We start from the raw sequence: 19609 nt of genomic DNA on the forward strand, positions 1-19609 counted from the left end.
AGATCATTCTAAGTACATCTGTTTAAATGATTTTCCGTTCATTTTTCACCCATAGGAGAGTCGGCATGGAAACGAAACGTCTCAAACTCATCCCTGCTTGTTTAGAACGAGCCGAAGAGGCGCATCAAGCTGTCGTTCGCAGCCAAAAGACTCTCGAAGTCTATCTGCCGTGGGTGCCTCATGTGCTGACATTAGAAGCGATGATAGAAGGGACAGAGAAAGCCATCGCAAACTTTGAAAACTTCGAAGAAGAGCTGCGTTACTACATCATTGAAAAGGAAAGCGATCGCTTACTGGGTGCGGTCGGCTTGATGATTCGAGATCCCGACGTACCATCCTTTGAGATAGGTTATTGGTTAGATAATGCTGCCGTTGGCAATGGTTATGTTGCCGAGGCTGTGCTCGAAGTTGAGCGCTATGCGTTTGATGACTTGGGCGCCAAGAGAATCGCAATTCATGCTGATAGCACCAACCAAAAGAGCCGGGCTGTAGCCGAGCGCTGTGGTTATGAGTTCGAAGGAGAGCTCAGAAACGAACGTCTTACCACATCGGGAGAGCTGAGTAACACCGTTATTTACGCCAAAATTCGTCGCGACTAACACTCCAATCTAACCGAGCAATGCTAAGCTCTGATCTCAAGCTACCACCATTAACGTTAATTAAGTTTCAGATAAAACAAAGCCCGCTAAAATAGCGGGCTTTGTGTTCATATACGGGAAGTTACTAGTCTAGTTCAACCAGTTTTTTCTCGAACGACTGGTGTTGGTCTAACACGTCTTGCGCAGCACCACCCGTTGCTTTACTTACCACAATGATGGCAAGCGTAGAGAAGATGATGCCCGGTACGATTTCGTACACATCAAACCAACCGCCAGTTAGCTGCTTCCAAACTACGATAGTGATACCACCAACAAGAATACCTGCTAACGCGCCGTTACGGTTCATACCGCTCCAGTAAAGGCTAAGTACAACCGCAGGACCAAATGCCGCACCAAAACCAGCCCAAGCGTAAGATACAAGACCGAGTACTGAGCTATCAGGCGTCATCGCTAGGAATAGCGCAACAAGCGAAATAACGATAACACCGATACGACCAATCATTACGATTTCTTCAGAAGACGCTTCTGGCTTGAATACTTGCTTGTAGAAATCTTCTGCAAGCGCTGAAGATGAAACAAGGAGCTGTGAGTCAGCGGTACTCATTACCGCCGCTAGGATTGCTGCTAACAACATACCCGCAACGACAGGGTGGAATACTGCGTTAACCAATAGCATGAAGATCTTCTCACCGTCCTCTAGTTGAGTACCCGGATGACCCGTAACCCAAACCAGACCAACAAGACCAACAAGCATTGCACCAACCATAGATAGTGCCGTCCAAATCACTGCGATACGACGTGCAGTCGTTAGATCTTTGTTTGAACGAGACGCTTTAAAACGCGCTAGGATGTGTGGCTGACCAAAGTAACCAAGGCCCCACGCCGCTAGAGAGATAATGGCAATCGCAGACAATGGTTCGCCTTTCGCGTCATTCCATAGCGTTGCAAGTTCTGGGTTGATGTCATGTAGATCAGAACTTAGCTGACCTAAACCACCGTCCATTACCGCTATAGGAACAATCATTAGCGCAGCCGCCATTAGCAGACCTTGCACTAAGTCAGTCCAAGATACCGCTAGGAAACCACCGAATAGTGTGTAAGAAACGACACACACCGTACCGATGATAACAGCGTAGGTATAATCTAGACCGAATACCGTCTCAAACAGTTTGCCCCCTGCGACCAAACCTGAGCTGGTGTAGAAAAGGAAAAATAGAAGAATGAAAAACGCAGAGATTGTCTGAATCAGTTTCGACTTATCGTTGAAGCGACGTGACAGGAACTCTGGCAACGTTAGCGCGTCAGTTTGGATACTGTAGGTACGGAGGCGTTTTGCACTGATGAGCCAGTTTGCCCATGTACCAAGAAGTAGACCGCCGGCTAACCAGAAGGCCTCGATACCCGCAGCGTACGCATAGCCAGGCAAGCCTAGCAGCAACCAACCACTCATGTCTGAAGCACCTGCAGATAATGCAGCAGGCCACGGACCTAGGCTACGGCCACCTAGGAAGTAGTCAGATGAATTGGAAGTCCTCTTATACGCGTAAACGCCAATAGCAACCATAATCAGTAAATACGCCACAAAAGTGGACGTGATAGCAAAGCTATTTTCTATCATTAGATAGTCCTCGTTATAATTATTTCCTTCCTTGCCTGCCCTGATATTTTACCGTCTCAGCAATACATCAGAGTATAAAAAACCAATCTGGACCGGCTCTCAGTCCAGTTACTCCAGATTGGCATTACAAGTCAGGTTAGTGAGTTTCGTTCCCCAACTCGAGTAGAGTTGCGTTACCACCCACCGCGGTAATATTTATCGTTCGAGTGCGCTCAGTAATGAAGCGCAACGAGAGATGAGGATCATGAGCCAATTTCGGTGACTCTAAATCCGTTTCAGAAACTAAGCCGACGATTGCACCGTCACGCTTAGCTAGTTGAAGATTGAGCGCATGCTCAACCTGTGAACGCCCAACATAACCCACACTACGTACATCGCTCTCAAGCAACGGGGCAGACGCATCGTACGCAACAACCTGGACTAAGTTAGATGGGAAGTTTGCCAACGCTACAGCTTGCTTAACCAATTGGTTTAGCTCTGCATTGTCACTGCAAACGACCACACTGTTGCCTGCAATTAAGGCACAGGTGATCATCGCAAAAGCACTGTATAACGCATTATCAGCAGGCTCGATGTTGTTTTCACAAATCACCAAAGCCACACCGCGTCCTGCGGCATACAGTTCGTTAGTTTCCCCTGTAGGGCCAACTAACTGGTGAGTTTCTGCAAGAAGAGCTGATGCTTGTTGCAAGTGGTAAGAAACCACTTTGGCAACGGTAGACTGCTGCCCTTCTAGTGCAGATTTAAATGCCAGAACATGCTCGCATTTGTAATCAAAATCAGTCAGATTCCACTGCTCCCACGCAGAGAATGCATCTTTAAAATAGGTGATCTGATGAACCATAATGCGACTCCTTATGCGTTTTCTGCTTGAGCAAGAAGATGTTGAGTAAAGCGGAATAGGTAGTGTGGACCACCAGCTTTCGGGCCAGTACCCGACAAGCCTTGACCACCAAACGGCTGTACACCAACCACAGCGCCAACTTGGTCTCGGTTGATGTAGCAGTTACCTACTCGTGCATGTTTCTCAATCCAACGGTACGTGGTTTCGTTACGGCTATGGATACCCATCGTCAATCCAAAACCCGTTTTGTTGATCTGCGCAACCACGTTCGGTAATTCAGACGCTTTAAAGCGAACAATGTGCAAGATTGGACCAAATTGTTCTTCTTTCAGCACATCGATGCCCGAGATTTCAAACGCACTTGGTGAGACAAAGTCACCATGCTGGCACGACTCATCCAGCTGTAGCTGAGCGACTTTAGTCTGTGTTTTGCTCATTTGCTCAAGGTGAGCGAGGAGTTTTTGTTTTGCATTGCTGTCGATAACCGGACCAACATCTGTTTTGTGTAGGTAAGGTAAACCAACATGCAGTTCATTCATCGCACCTTGAGTCAGGTTGATCATACGGTCTGCTACATCTTCTTGTACAAATAGAACACGAAGGGCAGAACAACGCTGACCAGCAGATGCAAACGCCGAACGAATCACATCACGCACCACCTGCTCTGGCAATGCAGTACTGTCCACAATCATTGCGTTTTGACCACCTGTTTCCGCAATAAACGGAACCGGTTTCGCGCTGCGCTCCGCGAGCGTGACGTTAATGCGTTGCGCCGTTGCCGTTGAGCCAGTGAATGCCACACCAGCAATAGCATCATGAGAAGTCAGTGCATGACCAATCTCAGCGCCGCGACCAGTAAGTAACTGAATCACACCTGCAGGGAAGCCAGCATCAAGCATTAGTTCAATAGCGCGAGCGGCAATTAAGCTTGTTTGCTCAGCAGGTTTTGCAACCACAGTGTTACCTGCAATCAGTGCTGCCGTTACCTGACCAAGGAAGATAGCCAACGGGAAGTTCCAAGGGCTGATACACACAAACACACCAAGACCTTCACGGCTAGAAATGCGTTTCACACCGTCAAAACCTTCTAGCTCAAATGGCTGTAGGTTTTGCGCTTGTTTCGCGTAATAACGACAGAAATCCACTGCTTCACGAACTTCATCAATACTATCGTGAATCGTCTTGCCCGCTTCTTTGTGACAAATCGCCACCAGCTCAGCCAGATTTTCTTCCATTAAGTCAGCAAGCTTTTCTAAACAAGCCGCTTTTTGCTCAACAGGAACACCTTTCCAATCAGAGAAAGCAGTTTGCGCCGCATCAATTGCAGCGGAAACATGATCAAGTGTTGCAAATGCCACTTTGCCGACTTCAATTCGGCGATCGTACGGTGCGGTGATGATCTCAGCCGCATTTTCCTTGATCATGCTTTCGGCAAAACACTCACCATTGATCATCGGGCCTGCAACCCACTGATTGTCCATGAAGCTTTCTACCTGCGCTTCAAATGGCTTCGCTTCACTGTCGATGTCAATGTTGACGCCATATGAGTTCTTACGCTCAGGGAAAATATCGGCAGGCAATGGAATTTTGTCGTTGTGTAGCGTGTCAAAACCCGTCAACACATCCACAGGGTGATGGGTCAACTCATAAATCGGACAACGCGCATCAACTAGACGGTGTACAAACGAGCTGTTCGCACCATTTTCAAGCAGACGACGAACCAAGTACGGAAGAAGATCAGCATGGCTACCGACAGGAGCATAAATACGTACTGGCTGACCGTACATTTTCATAACATGGTTATACAGTGAATCACCCATACCATGCAGGCGCTGGAACTCGTATTCTTTGTGCTCCGCCATGACAGCAATTGCCGTAACTGTGTGAGCATTGTGGCTTGCAAATTGTGGGTAGATATTACCGCGAACACCTTCGCTAAGTAGGAAACGAGCACAAGCTAGGTATGCAACGTCCGTCGCTTCTTTGCGAGTGTATACTGGGTAGTTTGCATAACCCGCTTGTTGAGACCACTTGATTTCGCTGTCCCAGTACGCGCCTTTAACCAAACGCAGAGGAATAACGTCACCTTGCTCTTTTGCGAGTGCATTTAGCCACACCAAGACTGGTAGCGCACGTTTTGAGTAGGCTTGAATAACCAAACCAAACTTGCCCCAACCTTTCACAAGATCGCTACGGTACACTTTCTCAAATAGCTTCAGGGAAAGCTCAAGGCGATCCGCTTCTTCTGCATCGATTGTGATTGCAACGTCGACTTCAATTGCACGTTTCAATAGCTGCATTAGTGAGTCATACAACTCTGTCATTACACGTTCTTCATTTGCGACTTCGTAGCGCGGGTGTAATGCAGAAAGCTTGATGGAAATCGAAGGCGCTGGACTAGTGTCGCTACCGTAAGTCTCGCGACCCACCGCTTCGATCGCCATTAGGTAATCTTTGAAGTACTTGTTCGCGTCCGCTGTAGTTAACGCCGCCTCACCCAACATATCAAACGAGTAGGTGAAACCTTTGTCGCGCATTGGGCGACCGTTCTTCTGCGCTTCTTCGATCGTACGACCACGAACAAACTGGTGACCCATGATCTTCATTGCCTGATACATGGCTTTACGAATCACGGGCTCAGAGAATTTATTTACCAGACGGTTTACAGCCTGACCTGGGCTCTGGGTGCCTTGCTCACCAAGACCAACCACTTTACCTGTTAGCATAAGGCCCCATGTTGATGCGTTAACAAACACAGAGTCAGAGTTTTTCAGGTGAGATTTCCAGTCTGCGACACTCAACTTATCTTTAATCAAAGAATCTGCTGTCGCGGCATCTGGGATGCGCATTAATGCTTCTGCAAGACACATCAGCAAGATACCTTCTTGAGTATCTAAGCTGTATTCCAGCAATAAAGCATCAATCATCTGGATTGACTTCTTATCGGCACGAATGGCTTCGATAAGGTGGGTCGTTTGGGTAGTGATCGCCGATTTTTCATCCTCTGTCGGCGTCGCTAGTGGCAATAGTTGCTCTAGCCATTGAGACTCGTCCACCATATATAATGGCGAGATCAGTGACCACAACTTATCAAGCGGCTGCCCGATAAATTCCGGTGTCAACACGTTCGTAGCTGTAAACATGTGTGTTCCTCAATCTCACTCCTCGAAAACCGCTTCGAGGATTATCAATGGCTGGCAGTGTATTTTGAGGCCGATAAGAATACTTGTCAAAAACTACGACATTTTTGCCAAAAACTCGCTTTTATAACAAAACATCCACATAGTCACATTCAAATAGGTAATATTTTGTGTTGTAAATTTTAATTTTTTCATTGCATTCACAACAAAATATCAAGAATATCAATAAGATTTTTGTGAAGAGCTCGTTCTAAGAGAAAATGTAGGATCAAGTGGCATATCAACCACTGCAAAGAACAGAGAATTTAAAAAAACGAGAGATAGGTCACGTGAATAAAACATAAAAAAACCATGCATAGTGCATGGCTTCATTCTGATTGATGATTATTTGACCTAAAAAAACGCGTTGTTATCCAACTTGTTTTTTATAACGGGAAGGTGATATTCCCTGTAAGCGAGTAAAAGTATGAGTAAAAGTACTCTGGCTTGAGAAGCCAGTAAACTCGGCAATTTGCCCTAAAGAAAGGTGCCCTTGCTCGATTAATTCACGAGCCATGTCGATTCGCTTTCCGAGAACATATTGATGAGGTGTAATCCCCATCTGCTCTTTAAACAAGCAATGGAACTGACTTTCCCCAAGAAACACTCGCCCGGCCAATTGAGCCACACTAATCTTATGACTCAGGTGCTGCTCAATGTAACGATCAATCGCCTCCAAATCAAAGCGCGACTCTTTTCGACTGGTCTCAAATGCCGAGATATGGCGCTGCATTAACGCAATCACAGTGTCGTTACACGCACGACTTAACAGCAGGTCATCCGGATGGTTTCGCATTTCCTGAACCAACATCTGTATCAGCTTCTGAATTTGACTATCTAACTGGAAGTAGACATGGTCTCTCTCCAGGTTATTGATTTTTTGAAGCATTTCGGGATCATCATTTGTCGGTTTGGGCATATTCAGCACCAAAATATCCGATTGATTGATGACGCCACCGAAAGCATGATCAGAGCATGCGGTAACCACACAACCTTGACCAGGGCCGACAAGATTACCTCGCCCGCGCACTTCAAATTCGGCTTGCCCTTTTAAACCAATCACGATCTGTGTATAAGAATGATCGTGGCAATCCATATAAGACGGAAGTGTGATCAGCTCCGCCGGCTTTGGCAGCATAATCTCTTGATATGAAAGGATTTTTTGGTTATCTGAATCACTCATTTTAAACAGTCGTCTTTACACGGTCAGCTTACGTCTTCGCATCATATACCTTCTTTGTTGGGTTGCAACTTTTACCCAACTCAATCGACAAGATCAAATCAGCATGCTCAAGTTCATTTACATGATCATAGTTCCGGAACGATGATCATGCGAGGTTAATTTACGGTCAGTGAGCAACCAATTTTATTAACAAAAACGGATAGATAGGCAACACCTTACGTATACATAATCAATCAATGTAAAGATCCTTATTACCGAACAATCTGTTATTTTGTAAAACACCGTGCTCCATATTAGATAACTCGTCCCTGAAACGGATCGAAACCCACTCTTAAACTCAACATAGAGGGATTTCCCCCCTTACTAATATGCTTCTGATTCAATACATTAGTTATCGAGCTTTAAGATGCATACGATCTAAAGCTCTCGGTATCTCATTGATACCTCTAACTTACTTAGCAGACCCTCGCTAGGTAATTTAGAACCTCTTCTACACGTCGACAAGATTATATCTTGTGTTGCCAGCCCGTCTTCAGGCTGGCTTTTTTTTTCGCTTCTCAACAATGAAAACAATGGCATAAGCTGATATCATAGCGTTTGTCTCACTGTCCCTCTCATATGCTTAGGTGCTGCTCTTTCGCTCACAAGTGATATGAACGTCAACCACATTACAACTGAGTTGTAGGAAGCATGATCAAGGACGATACGAGTTGTAAGCCGAACATTGGCGGACATCCGTGAGCGCACATATCTGTAATGAAACAGACCATTTTCCCAATTAAACTCTTCGTTCCATTTCGTCGTTGTCTATGACTACCTGACGAAAACATCGAACACCACGAATTTAATTGGATTGAGCGCCAATCAACGAACGTGTTCTAGCAACGTAACTGCCTACTTGGCAACATCAATACGAGCCATGTAACACGGACGTCTCTGTATTGGTAAAAGCAGTATGTAGTGAGTCCTTTTGTGAATATTTCAGTCGATACCATAGAACAATCCCTCCTTAAACAGCTACCAGGTTGTTGGGGATGCAAAGATAAAGATTCGGTATTCCTATACGTAAACCAGGAATACGCAGAACTGTTAGGGCACACGTCGCCCGAGGAGTGCTTGGGTAAAACTGATTTTGATATGGCCAGCCCAACCACTGAATGCGCGCAAGAATTTCAACGCCAAGATAAACACGTTCTCGAAACTGGCGAGTCACTAAAAATTCTGGATATCCACCCTTATCCAGATGGCCGCTGGCGAGCACATATATTTACTAAAACACCGTGGCGAGATGACAAAGGCGACATCGTAGGCACCATTTTCTACGGAAGGGAACTCACCGACACCGCCGTGATTGAAGTCGGGTATTGGGTTTGTCGTGCAATCAGTACCAACCCAAATCAACAATCCATCTTTCGTTTTTCTGACTTACAACCAAAACCAGAGAAGCTCACATGCCGCGAGCAAGAAACGCTTTTCCTCTTGCTCTATGGCAAAAAGCCTCAATTTATCTCTCAGGTCATGGGCATATCAACAAAAACCGTTGAAGGTCACGTCGCACGCTTACGTAATAAGTTTGCAGCGAACAGCAAGAACGAGCTAATAGATAAAGCAATGGAAGCAGGCTACGGCTCTGTTGTACCCAAAACGCTGCTTAAGCATCAATTATCGGTTGTGTTGAATGGAGAGCGATAATTCGCATCGCTTCTACCTACAAAAACACCGCCCCAATTCGGCGGTGTTTGTTTATTCATGAGGGACCATAAGCCTATGGCGCTAGACGATCAATGTCCCAACTTCCATCATGCTGGGAGAAAAGAAAACGATCGTGAAGGCGATGTTCGCCACCTTGCCAAAATTCGATGCTCTTTGGTTTTACGCGAAAGCCACCCCAAAAGGTTGGTACTGGTATTTCACCCTTAGCAAACTTCTGTTTTAGCTCTAAAAACTTACCTTCCAACACACCTCTGGCAGAAATACGGCTACTTTGTTTGCTCGCGATTGCGGCCAACTGGCTCTCTTTAGGACGAGAAGTAAAGTATTTCATATTCTCTACGGCGGTAAGCTTTTCAGCCACACCAGTAATATGAACTTGGCGCTCTAACGGGTGCCAAGGGAAGTGCAAACTAATATTGCTGTTATGCTCTAGCTGCTGGGCCTTGCGACTGCCTAGGTTGGTGTAAAACACAAAACCATCTTTGTCGACGTTTTTCAATAGAACAATGCGTTGAAACGGCATGCCATTTTCATCAACCGTTGCAACTGTCATCGCAGTCGGGTCCGTTAAACCCGCTTCAACTGCTTGCTCTAGCCACAGATTAAATTGATCAATAGGATCAGCTTTCAAATCTTTACGACGCAGCCCACCTTTGGTGTACTCACGACGAATATCAGCAAGTTCCATCTTTACTCCTTCACTCGTTTTTGTCGATTGTGCTCCCGATACTGAGGAAATACAAGGACATCATTGTGCTTGTTATCGTTGCCGCTCACAGCATCACAGTGCGTCATTTGATACCATGACACAAAAAACCAGTGAGCCGATCGTGAACTTACTCAACCCCAAAGCCCTACGTCATTTTTTACTGCTACTGTGTGCCGTCGGCATTTCAGGGCTTGCGCTTACTCATCATTACGCAACTCAATACCAACATGATCAATGGCAACAAAAGCTAGAGAGACAAGCCGCGCAAGTGTCACAAGAAGTGGACTACGAACTGGCAAAGTTTGAACAGATACCAAACCTATTAAGTCACGACCCAAGACTACTCAAAGCAGTCGAGCGCGGAACGCCCTCTCAAGAGCTCAACCTACTGTTATCAGATTGGTTGAAGCAAAGTTTGGCCGATACGATTTACGTTCATGACCGTACCGGGTTAGTCATAGCCTCAAGTAACTTTCAGCAAGAAGATACGTTTGTTGGCTCTAGCTTTAGCTATCGCCCCTATTTTAAAAATGCGCGACGCGGTGAGCCCGCTCAATACGTTGGATTAGGCGTACGCTCGAATAAACGTGGGTACTTCTTCTCATCTCCGCTGTGGGTAAATGAGGAAGTCGTTGGCGTGATCACAGTAAAAGTGAATTTGGAGCAATTAGAACAGCGCCTTTCGCAAACCACGACTGACGTACTCATTACAGATAAACACAATGTCGTGTTTATGAGCAATTTACCAGACTGGCGCTATCGTGCACTTTTCCCACTGTCATCGAGTGCAATAAATGAACTTACCGAAACGCGTCAATATGGCGATACCTTACCCGAATATTTTGGTGAGTTAACGGCACACAGTGGTGTCACGGAGTTTGATGACAATCAATTGCTTCTATCACCGAATTACCTCGCATACGCAACACACTTATTGGATAAAGGGTTTCGCGTCGTTGCCTTAATTAACCACAACAGCGTTCTTGCCGCCGTTTTACAGGCCGATATCGTCTTCCTGATCTTATATGCGCTCATTGCTCTAATTGCGTTAGCGTGGTTCCAAACCCTAGTTAACAAAGCACGCCTTGCCCATCTCAATGTGAGCCTAGAAGAAAAAGTAGTGCAACGGACACTAGTTCTGAGTGAAGCCAACCAAAAGCTACAACAGACCATCCGCCAATATGAACAAAGCCAACAAGAGCTTAAACAAACACAACAAGAGCTGACGCAAGCCGCGAAATTGGCACTGTTGGGCGAGCTGTCTGCCAGTATTAATCATGAGATAAATCAGCCACTTTCCGCACTAAGAACCTATACCGAAAACTCGCAGCGTTTGTTGGCAATGGAAAAATACCCAATGGTCGCCGACAATTTGGGCAAAATGCTGACACTTAATGACACCATTTCGGAAGTCATTGCCCGCTTAAAAGTCTTTACTCGGAAAGCCACGCACGATTCACACAATGAAATCTCAGTACTGCACGACGCGGTACATACTGCCACCAGCATTTTGAGCAACAAGCTTATTAAGCAAGGAGTAACACTAAAAGTTCCGGCCATCGACTATGATGTGAAGCTGGCCATTCACAGCGTTGAATTAGAACAAGTGCTGATAAACCTCTTCCACAACGCGGCACAAGCGATGGAAAACCACTGTATCGATCCGCAAATATCCATTGCTGTTCAGTGTCATGATGACAGTTGCGACATTCTTGTTTCCGATAACGGGCCTGGCATGTCGGACGAAGCCCTAGCAAAAATCTTTGATCCATTTTTTACGACTAAGCCAGAGGGCTTAGGATTAGGTTTGACCATCTCCAAACGCATTTTAGAGAGCTATCACGGCTCCCTCTGTGCCTATAAACATCAGAGCACAGAACAACAAGCAGGAGGCATGACCTTTATCGTGACGCTACCAATAGTCAATCAGAATAAACGTACTCCAGAAGTGGAAAACGACCATGAATAACTCAGTTTTCTTTGTTGATGACGAACCACACATTCGTGATGCCGTGTCTCAAGCCCTGCTGATTGAAGGGATAGACGTCACCTGCTTACCAAACGCAGTAGAAGCCTTACGCGTAATCGACTCAAATACGCCTGCGATTATCATTACCGATATCCATATGCCCGTGATGGATGGCTTGGAGTTTATGCGAACTTTGCGAAGCAAAAACGATCACTTTCAATTCATCGTACTTACTGGACATGGAGATGTGAAAACCGCGGTAGATGCGATGAAAAGCGGCGCGTACGACTTTCTAGAAAAACCGTTTTCAACGGAACAGCTCATGAAATCGCTCAACAATGCCAGCGATAAACTGAACTTGTTGCAAGAAAACATCTGGCTTAAGAAAGAGCTCGACATGCAAACTCATGTTGGTCCGAAAATGATTGGTCACAGTAAGGCCATGGTGAGCATTCGTCGCGCCTTGATCAGTGCGCCCACAAGCCAGCCGCTCATTTTTGTAGGTCAAGATGGTACGGGTCGGCGACTCGCTGCACAATTTGCCCACGACATACATGCAACACCGGATAGTGAGCTAATCGCCGCTTCTGGTGAAGACCTCTATGAGCTTTCATTAGAAGCGCTCGACAAAGCCATACACCGCTTAAGTGAAGGAAAACGCCACTGCAGTTTGTACTTACATAGCGCAGAGCATGTATCATTTGAGCAATGGGAATACTTATTCAAGCACCCAAAACTTGAGCGTGTTTTTGGCGCGACCACCCAAGCCGAGCCACCTCTAAAATCCCTGGCGACTCTAATTCACTTACCGACGCTCGATGAAAGAAAGGAAGATATAGGGCCTTTATACAAGCACTTTGTGCGCCACACAGCGAGTCGATATCAGTTACAGCCGCCACATATCAGCCTAGAAGAGGTCAAACACCTCACCAGTCTCGAATGGCCAGAAAACGTTAAGCAGCTACGCCAATTTGCTGAACTTCGTGCCCTCAAGCCAGATACTTTTAGAATGGAAGATTGGAACAGTGAGAAAAGTCTTGAAATTCAGAGTATGACTCAGCGCACAGAATACTTTGAATATTGCTTGTTATTCGATGCATTGCAAAGACATCGCGGCAGACTCAAAGAGGTTCAACTAGAATTACAGGTATCACGCAAAACCTTGTACGACAAACTAAAAAAACATCAGTTGGATAAAGCCAAGTTCAAGGCGTAATAGCTATACTCCGGCGCTAATTATGCTTTTGTTTGATTTAGAAAGTGTAAGAAAGCTCATTTGAAGAGAGAATAACCCTCTTCTCATATTTTATTAGCCGAGCATGCTGACATGATCGGTTAATAATAATAAGATCAAAAAGATAATCCGTAATTATATAAGCAGGGACTGTGATGAGCCGAGATAACTACAACAAACTCAACGATGAAGAGTTGGATTTTGTTGATGACAAAACTGCAGCATTGCTCCTCAATACCCCCAACAGCGCGCGTTTTATGCTCTGGGTTATGGTGCTATTTTTCATTGCAGCAATAGGTTGGGCATCTTGGGCTGAAATCGACAAAGTCACGGTTGGTCAAGGCAAAGTGATTCCCTCCTCACAGATACAAGTAGTCCAAAACTTAGAAGGTGGCTTAGTCAAAGAAATCTTGGTCAAAGAAGGTCAGTTGGTTGAAAAAGGCCAACAGTTACTGCTTATCGATGACACCCGCTTTCGCTCAGATTTTCGTGAACGTGAGCAACAAGTTGCCAACCTTACCGCATCTGTGCTGCAACTATCCGCTTCTATTAACAGTGTTGCCGTTAATCGTGATTTTGAAACGGAAAACTGGCGTCAAAGTGTACTACTTGATTACGGTAAACTGACCTTCCCACCAACCTTGGAAGAGACTCGACCTCAACTCACACAGCGTCAAAAAGCAGAATATCGCGAAGATCTAGATAATTTACGCAACCAACTTTCTGTTATTGACCAACAAGTGCAGCAAAAACAGCAGGACTTGGTAGAGATCCAAGCGCGAGTAAGGAACTTGCGTCAAAGCTACCAATACGCGAAAAAAGAACTCGATATCACCAAACCTTTGGCAGACGAGGGCGTTGTTCCTCGTATTGAACTGCTCAAATTACAGCGCCAAGTCAACGATACCCGTCGTGAAATGACGTCCAGTGAGCTCAAAATTCCCGTATTGCAATCAGCGATTCGAGAATCCATGCTCAACCGTATTGATGTTGCACTCAAATTCCGCTCTGAACAGCAAGAGAAACTCAACAGCGCCCAAGACCAGTTATCTGCTTTGGTTGAATCAGCGGTGGGCTTGGAAGATAGAGTAAACCGAACGGTTGTGAATTCGCCAGTAACAGGCAAAATCAAAACACTGAACATCAATACTGTCGGTGGTGTTATCCAACCTGGTATGGATATCGTCGAGATCGTACCAACAGAAGACACACTATTGGTAGAAGCGAAAATTGCGCCAAAAGACATCGCATTTTTACGCCCAGATCTTCATGCTATCGTGAAATTTACAGCTTACGACTTCACAAAGTACGGCGGTTTAGAGGGTGAGTTGGAACATATCAGCGCGGATACCACTCAAGATGAAGAAGGCAACAGCTTCTACATTGTTCGTGTACGCACCGAAAAAACAAACTTTGGTCAAGATGCAGATTTACCAATCATTCCAGGAATGACAGCATCGGTCGATATCATCACAGGGAAGCGAACCGTTTTGGAATATCTACTTAAACCGATTTTAAGTGCCAAAACGAACGCCTTGAAGGAGTAAACCACATTAAGATACTCGCGATAGGGAGTATTGAGCGATAAGTGATTAAATAAAAAGCACTTATTTCTCACTGACGAACTCTCTAGAAGAGTATACTTGTGATACGAGTCGAATATGCGATCCAATTTGCAGCGTAAAGTTACATTATTAATCAGCTTAAGTTGTTTGTCGTTCCAACTTGGTGCGCTGAACAGCAAAGAACAACGATGGGTCAATACGGTCACAGCGGTGTACGGCGAACGTGCGGGATTGCGCGTAAATACATGGCGAAAGAACCTCGACTTATTTAAACAATTAGAGACTCATGAACAGCTCGCTGGCGTTAACGACTTTTTTAATCAGCTGTATTTCGTTGACGACATAAAACTGTGGGGAAAGACAGATTATTGGGCTACGCCACTCGAATTTTTAGGGAGTAACGCAGGAGACTGTGAAGATTTCACTATTGCTAAGTACTTCTCTTTACTCGAGCTAGGAATACCAGATTCAAAGATGCGGTTAATATACGTAAAAGCCATCGAACTGAATCAGTTTCACATGGTATTAGCTTACTACCCTACCCCAAGTTCTGAGCCGCTCATTCTCGATAATATCAATCCTGACATTGTCCGAGCCTCTAAGCGTAGCGACTTGCTACCGATATACAGTTTTAATGGTACAAACCTGTGGTTGATGAAGTCATCTGCTAGCACTGGAGAGCTGGCAGGGAAAGCATCACGGTTGAGCCTTTGGAATGACTTACGCTCGCGCGAACGTAAGTTGCAGTTAAATAAACCTAAAATTAACTATGACGAGTGAGAAACATGACCCTATATAAGAAGCTTGTGGTGGGGATGGTTACGGTCTTTATACTCTTGTTGGCATCAGTATTCGTAATCCAATTCAACACGACTCGAGACAGCTTGGAGCAACAGCAACGTTCAGAGGTCAACAACACTATTAACACCGTAGGTTTGGCACTGGCTCCTTACCTAAAGGACAAAGATAAAGTCGCGGTTGAGTCCGTGATTAATGCTCTATTTGACGGCAGCACCTACTCCGTTGTTCGTCTTACAGCATTAGATTCTGACTACCAGATCGTGCGTACTTACCCAGTTAAACCAAGTACGGTGCCACAATGGTTTATCGACATGAATCTATTTAAAGCGATTCACGATAAGCGTGTTGTGACCAGTGGTTGGATGCAGCTCGCCGAAGTAGAAATCATTAGCCACCCAGGCGCAGCTTACGAGCAGCTCTGGCAAGGTTTTATTGGCTTGCTGTCTGTATTCAGTGTTATTTTTCTAGCTGGTTTAGTGGCAATTTCATACATCCTACGTCGCTCGCTAAAACCATTAACGGCCATCGTAAATAAAATGCATGAAATCGCGAATAACCAATTTGGTGAACCGCTTGCTCGTCCAAGAACCAAAGATCTTATCGCGGTGGTAGATGGCATTAACATGATGTCTGCTCAAATCGAGCTATCATTCAAAGAGCAAGCCAAAGAGGCGCAACGTCTGCGTGCTCAGGCTTACCTCGATCCTATATCTAAATTGGGTAACCGCTCATTCTACATCAACCAAATCGACCAATGGCTTGCAGAGCAAACGCAAGGGGGTATCGCGCTACTCCATGCTGAATACATTGGCGACATTTACGAGACCAAAGATTACCAACGCGCAGATGCCCACGTTAAAGAACTGTCTCAACGTTTGAAAAACACCATTGATGTACCGGGTGCCACTATTGCTCGCTTGTCTAGTGATGAGTTCGGCTTGCTTTTCCCTCATATGGATGAGAGCGAGTTACGCATTTTATCGGACAGCATCGTCAATTGTGTGAACGGCCTAAATACTGACCCAACAGGCTTAGCAAAACCTAAAGCGTCACTAGGGGTTGCACACAGCAAAGATCAGAAAACGCGTTCTGAAATCCTCTCGATGGTGGACAACGCACTATCGAAAGCCAAAGCGCAACCAGACAAGCCATACGGCTTCATTGGCAGTGATACACCTTCTAGTTTGATGGGTAAACAGCAATGGAAAGCGTTGGTTGAAGAAGCCATTCATAGTGATTGGGTTAAATTCCGTTTCCAAGCTGCGAAAAACACATGGGGTAAAGTATTCCACAACGAAGTATTTTCAAGCATCGAAAAAGATGGTGAAACGTATCGTGCGAATCAATACCTATTCGCACTAGAACAGTTAGACGCCACCAACATCTTTGACCAGTATGTCATTGAATCAATGATTAAGATGCTAGAAAATGGTGAACTTAATGACCCAGTCGCGATTAACATCGCGCAAAGCAGCTTGTCTCAACCATCGTTTATTCGCTGGACAACTAGCATGCTGGAAAAACACGCCAAAGTGGCCTCTAAGCTACACTTTGAAATTCCAGAGGAATGCTTTATCGATCAGCCTCACCACACAGCACTGTTATGTAATGCCATTCGCCAATCAGGTGCTGAGTTCGGCGTAGATAACTACGGACGTAACTTCCAATCTTTGGAATACATCCAAGAGTTCCGCCCGAACTATGTGAAGCTCGATTACCTATTCACACACAACTTGCACGACGAAAAACAGAAATTCACGCTAACGTCGATCTCTCGTACTGCCCACAACCTTGGTATTACGACTATCGCATCGCGTATCGAAACTCAAATCCAGTTGGACTTCCTCACTGAACATTTTGTTGAGGTATTCCAAGGATTCATCGTCGACAAGGAATAAAAAGGTTTATCAACGATGAAAGACCCTTTACTGAATTCGCTCATCTACGTTAGCCGTTACTATGGGTTAGCTAACTCGCCAGAAGCGCTAGTCAACGGACTACCGCTATCTGACGGTAAACTGACCCCATTTTTGCTACCAAGAGCAGCGGAAAGGGCCGGATTGGTTGCCAAGGAAAACCGCGCAGAGCTGGAGAGCATCTCCAGCCTAATTCTGCCGGCAATCTTAGTTCTTAAAGGCGGTGACTCTTGCGTTCTCAACAGCATCAATATGGAGAAACGCGAGGCCGAAGTCACCACCCTAGAAAGTGGAATGGTGCCGATCTCTATTCCATTAGAAGACCTACTTGAGCAATACACTGGTCGGTACTTTTTAGTTAAAAAGCAATTCCGTTTCGATGAGCGCTCTCCCGAAGTGCTCAAAACCAACGAAGGCCACTGGTTCTGGTCCACCTTGTGGCAGTCAAAACGCATCTACCGTGATGTTTTAATCGCATCACTTCTCATCAACCTCTTTGCGGTTGCCGCTCCGCTATTCACTCGCTTGGTGTACGACAAAGTGGTTCCGAATCTTGCGTTTGAAACCCTATGGGTACTAGCAAGCGGCATCTTTGTCGTGTTCCTGTTCGACTTCATTCTCAAGTCGCTGAGAAATTACTTCATTGATGTGGCGGGCAAGAAGTCTGACATTCTGATTTCATCCAAACTGTTCAGCAAAGTGATGGGGATTAGAATGGAATCGAAGCCGCCTTCGGTCGGTGCCTTCGCTCGCCATTTACAAGAATTCGAATCTATTCGAGAGTTTTTTACTTCAGCGACCGTCAGTGCTCTCATTGATTTGCCTTTTGCCATTTTGTTCTTAGTGATTATATGGCTAATGGCTGGCGATCTTGTGTATGTACCGATGGTGGGCGTGGTCATTTTGATTATTCACTCGCTACTGATACAAGGGCCGCTGCGCCGCTCCATTGAGGAGGGTTCACGCCTAGCATCGCAAAAATATGCCAATTTGATAGAGAGCTTGGCTGGGTTAGAAACCGTAAAAATGCTCAGTGCGCAAAGCCAATTCCAATACCGCTGGGAAGAGGCAGTTGCGCACATGGCGAACTGGAATATAAAAAGCCGCCGAATTACGGATAGCATTCAAAACGCAGCAGGTTTTGTGCAGCAAAGTAGTAACGTAGGGATGATCATCCTAGGCGTTTACTTGATTGCAGAGGGCGACTTAACCATGGGTGGCTTGATTGCCGCAACCATGCTTAGCGGCCGCGCGATTGGTCCTTTGGTTCAGTTATCCTTACTCTCTACGCGCTACAACCAAGCGAAGTCTTCTATGACAATTATCAATCAAGTCATGGAAATGCCGGATGAACAAGAAGAAGGTAAACGTTACATTCACCGTCCAATAGTACAAGGCAAAATTGAACTTGAACGCGTGACCTTCCACTACCCAGATTCACCGGTGGCGTCGATTCGAGATTTGAGCTTAACCATTAACCCAGGCGAAAAAGTAGCGATCATAGGCCGTATCGGTTCGGGTAAAACCACGTTAGAGCGTCTTATCATGGGCTTGTATCAGCCGACGGAAGGTCATGTTCGCATTGATGATACCGACATCGCACAGCTGCATCATGTCGACATTCGCCGTAATATTGGTTGTGTGCCGCAAGATTCCAATCTGTTCTTTGGTTCTATCCGCGACAACATTACGCTAGGTCGCCCATTAACCGATGACCGTGACGTACTAGACGCAGCGAATCGTGCCGGTGTTACTGCGTTTACGCAATCTGACCCAGCGGGCTTAGAACGCCAAGTTGGTGAAGGTGGTGCAATGCTTTCGGGGGGTCAACGTCAAGCAGTCACGATCGCTCGTGCATTTTTGGGTCGTCCTCCTGTTCTACTCATGGATGAACCAACCAGTGCGATGGATAACCGCTCAGAGATGCACATTAAGCATCAATTAGCACAGTTGAAACCTAGTGAAACGCTGATTCTGATTACGCATAAAACGTCTATGCTCGACATCGTTGATCGCGTAATTGTGATGGAGAAAGGCAGCATCATCGCAGATGGCCCTAAAGCGCAAGTGCTGAACGATTTGAAACAAGGCAAAGTGCGTGCGGTTAGCTAACCTGAATTCACATTGATAAAAGACAAAGGCCCCGTTTAACTTGTGTTTAACGGGGCTTATTTTATTGGGAGCCCGAGATAATTAAGTTCTTCAAGCGCGACCCAAACGAGTACAAGGCCAACAATCACGAATAAAATCATAATCGCCTTTTCATCTTCTTCCATTTT

General features: G+C 45.6%; 13 protein-coding genes. 8 read left to right on the forward strand and 5 right to left on the reverse strand.

Going from position 1 to position 19609, the window contains the following annotated elements:
- Positions 1–65 precede the first annotated feature (65 nt).
- Complete coding sequence (locus tag R7Z41_RS11655) at positions 66–599, forward strand: GNAT family N-acetyltransferase (protein ID WP_017820066.1); 534 nt, start codon at positions 66–68, stop codon at positions 597–599.
- A 124-nt stretch (positions 600–723) separates the two neighbouring features.
- On the opposite strand, the gene putP is transcribed toward R7Z41_RS11655, so the two are convergent.
- From putP to R7Z41_RS11675, 4 genes are all read right to left on the reverse strand, one after another.
- Positions 724–2217: a sodium/proline symporter PutP gene (gene putP, locus R7Z41_RS11660; protein ID WP_005374582.1), complete on the reverse strand. Its 1494-nt coding sequence runs from the start codon at positions 2215–2217 to the stop codon at positions 724–726.
- A 136-nt stretch (positions 2218–2353) separates the two neighbouring features.
- Positions 2354–3061, reverse strand: a complete 708-nt coding sequence (locus R7Z41_RS11665) for a 1-pyrroline-5-carboxylate dehydrogenase (RefSeq protein WP_005383557.1) — start codon at positions 3059–3061, stop codon at positions 2354–2356.
- Between the two features lie 11 nt (positions 3062–3072).
- A complete protein-coding gene (gene putA, locus R7Z41_RS11670; protein WP_318136365.1) occupies positions 3073–6204 on the reverse strand; it encodes a bifunctional proline dehydrogenase/L-glutamate gamma-semialdehyde dehydrogenase PutA in 3132 nt (1043 codons plus the stop codon).
- A gap of 406 nt (positions 6205–6610) precedes the next feature.
- Positions 6611–7423 (reverse strand): AraC family transcriptional regulator, encoded by an 813-nt coding sequence (locus R7Z41_RS11675; RefSeq protein WP_025768702.1) that lies wholly within the window; start codon positions 7421–7423, stop codon positions 6611–6613.
- A gap of 972 nt (positions 7424–8395) precedes the next feature.
- Between R7Z41_RS11675 and R7Z41_RS11680 the strand changes: the two genes are divergently transcribed.
- Entirely contained in the window at positions 8396–9115 is a 720-nt protein-coding gene (locus tag R7Z41_RS11680; RefSeq protein WP_017820063.1) for a PAS domain-containing protein, read from the forward strand.
- Positions 9116–9188: 73 nt separating this feature from the next.
- Here R7Z41_RS11680 and pdxH read toward each other — a convergent pair whose 3' ends face one another.
- Entirely contained in the window at positions 9189–9824 is a 636-nt protein-coding gene (gene pdxH, locus R7Z41_RS11685; RefSeq protein WP_005374570.1) for a pyridoxamine 5'-phosphate oxidase, read from the reverse strand.
- A 115-nt stretch (positions 9825–9939) separates the two neighbouring features.
- Here pdxH and R7Z41_RS11690 point away from each other — a divergent pair, with 115 nt between their 5' ends.
- The 6 genes from R7Z41_RS11690 to R7Z41_RS11715 all read left to right on the forward strand — a co-directional run bounded on the left by R7Z41_RS11690 (position 9940) and on the right by R7Z41_RS11715 (position 19442).
- Positions 9940–11814, forward strand: a complete 1875-nt coding sequence (locus R7Z41_RS11690; protein WP_053308002.1) for an ATP-binding protein — start codon at positions 9940–9942, stop codon at positions 11812–11814.
- Entirely contained in the window at positions 11807–13030 is a 1224-nt protein-coding gene (locus tag R7Z41_RS11695) for a sigma-54-dependent transcriptional regulator (RefSeq protein WP_005374563.1), read from the forward strand. Before R7Z41_RS11690 ends, R7Z41_RS11695 begins: the two co-directional genes overlap by 8 nt.
- 173 nt (positions 13031–13203) lie before the next feature.
- Positions 13204–14595 (forward strand): HlyD family type I secretion periplasmic adaptor subunit, encoded by a 1392-nt coding sequence (locus tag R7Z41_RS11700; RefSeq protein WP_005374562.1) that lies wholly within the window; start codon positions 13204–13206, stop codon positions 14593–14595.
- Between the two features lie 114 nt (positions 14596–14709).
- Entirely contained in the window at positions 14710–15393 is a 684-nt protein-coding gene (locus R7Z41_RS11705; RefSeq protein WP_005374561.1) for a transglutaminase-like cysteine peptidase, read from the forward strand.
- Positions 15394–15398: 5 nt separating this feature from the next.
- Complete coding sequence (locus R7Z41_RS11710; RefSeq protein WP_005374560.1) at positions 15399–17312, forward strand: EAL domain-containing protein; 1914 nt, start codon at positions 15399–15401, stop codon at positions 17310–17312.
- 15 nt (positions 17313–17327) lie between these two features.
- Positions 17328–19442: a type I secretion system permease/ATPase gene (locus R7Z41_RS11715; protein WP_005374556.1), complete on the forward strand. Its 2115-nt coding sequence runs from the start codon at positions 17328–17330 to the stop codon at positions 19440–19442.
- The last annotated feature ends 167 nt before the right edge of the window (positions 19443–19609 follow it).

The organism is Vibrio sp. 1457 (assembly GCF_033340195.1).
Taxonomy (GTDB): domain Bacteria; phylum Pseudomonadota; class Gammaproteobacteria; order Enterobacterales; family Vibrionaceae; genus Vibrio; species Vibrio alginolyticus.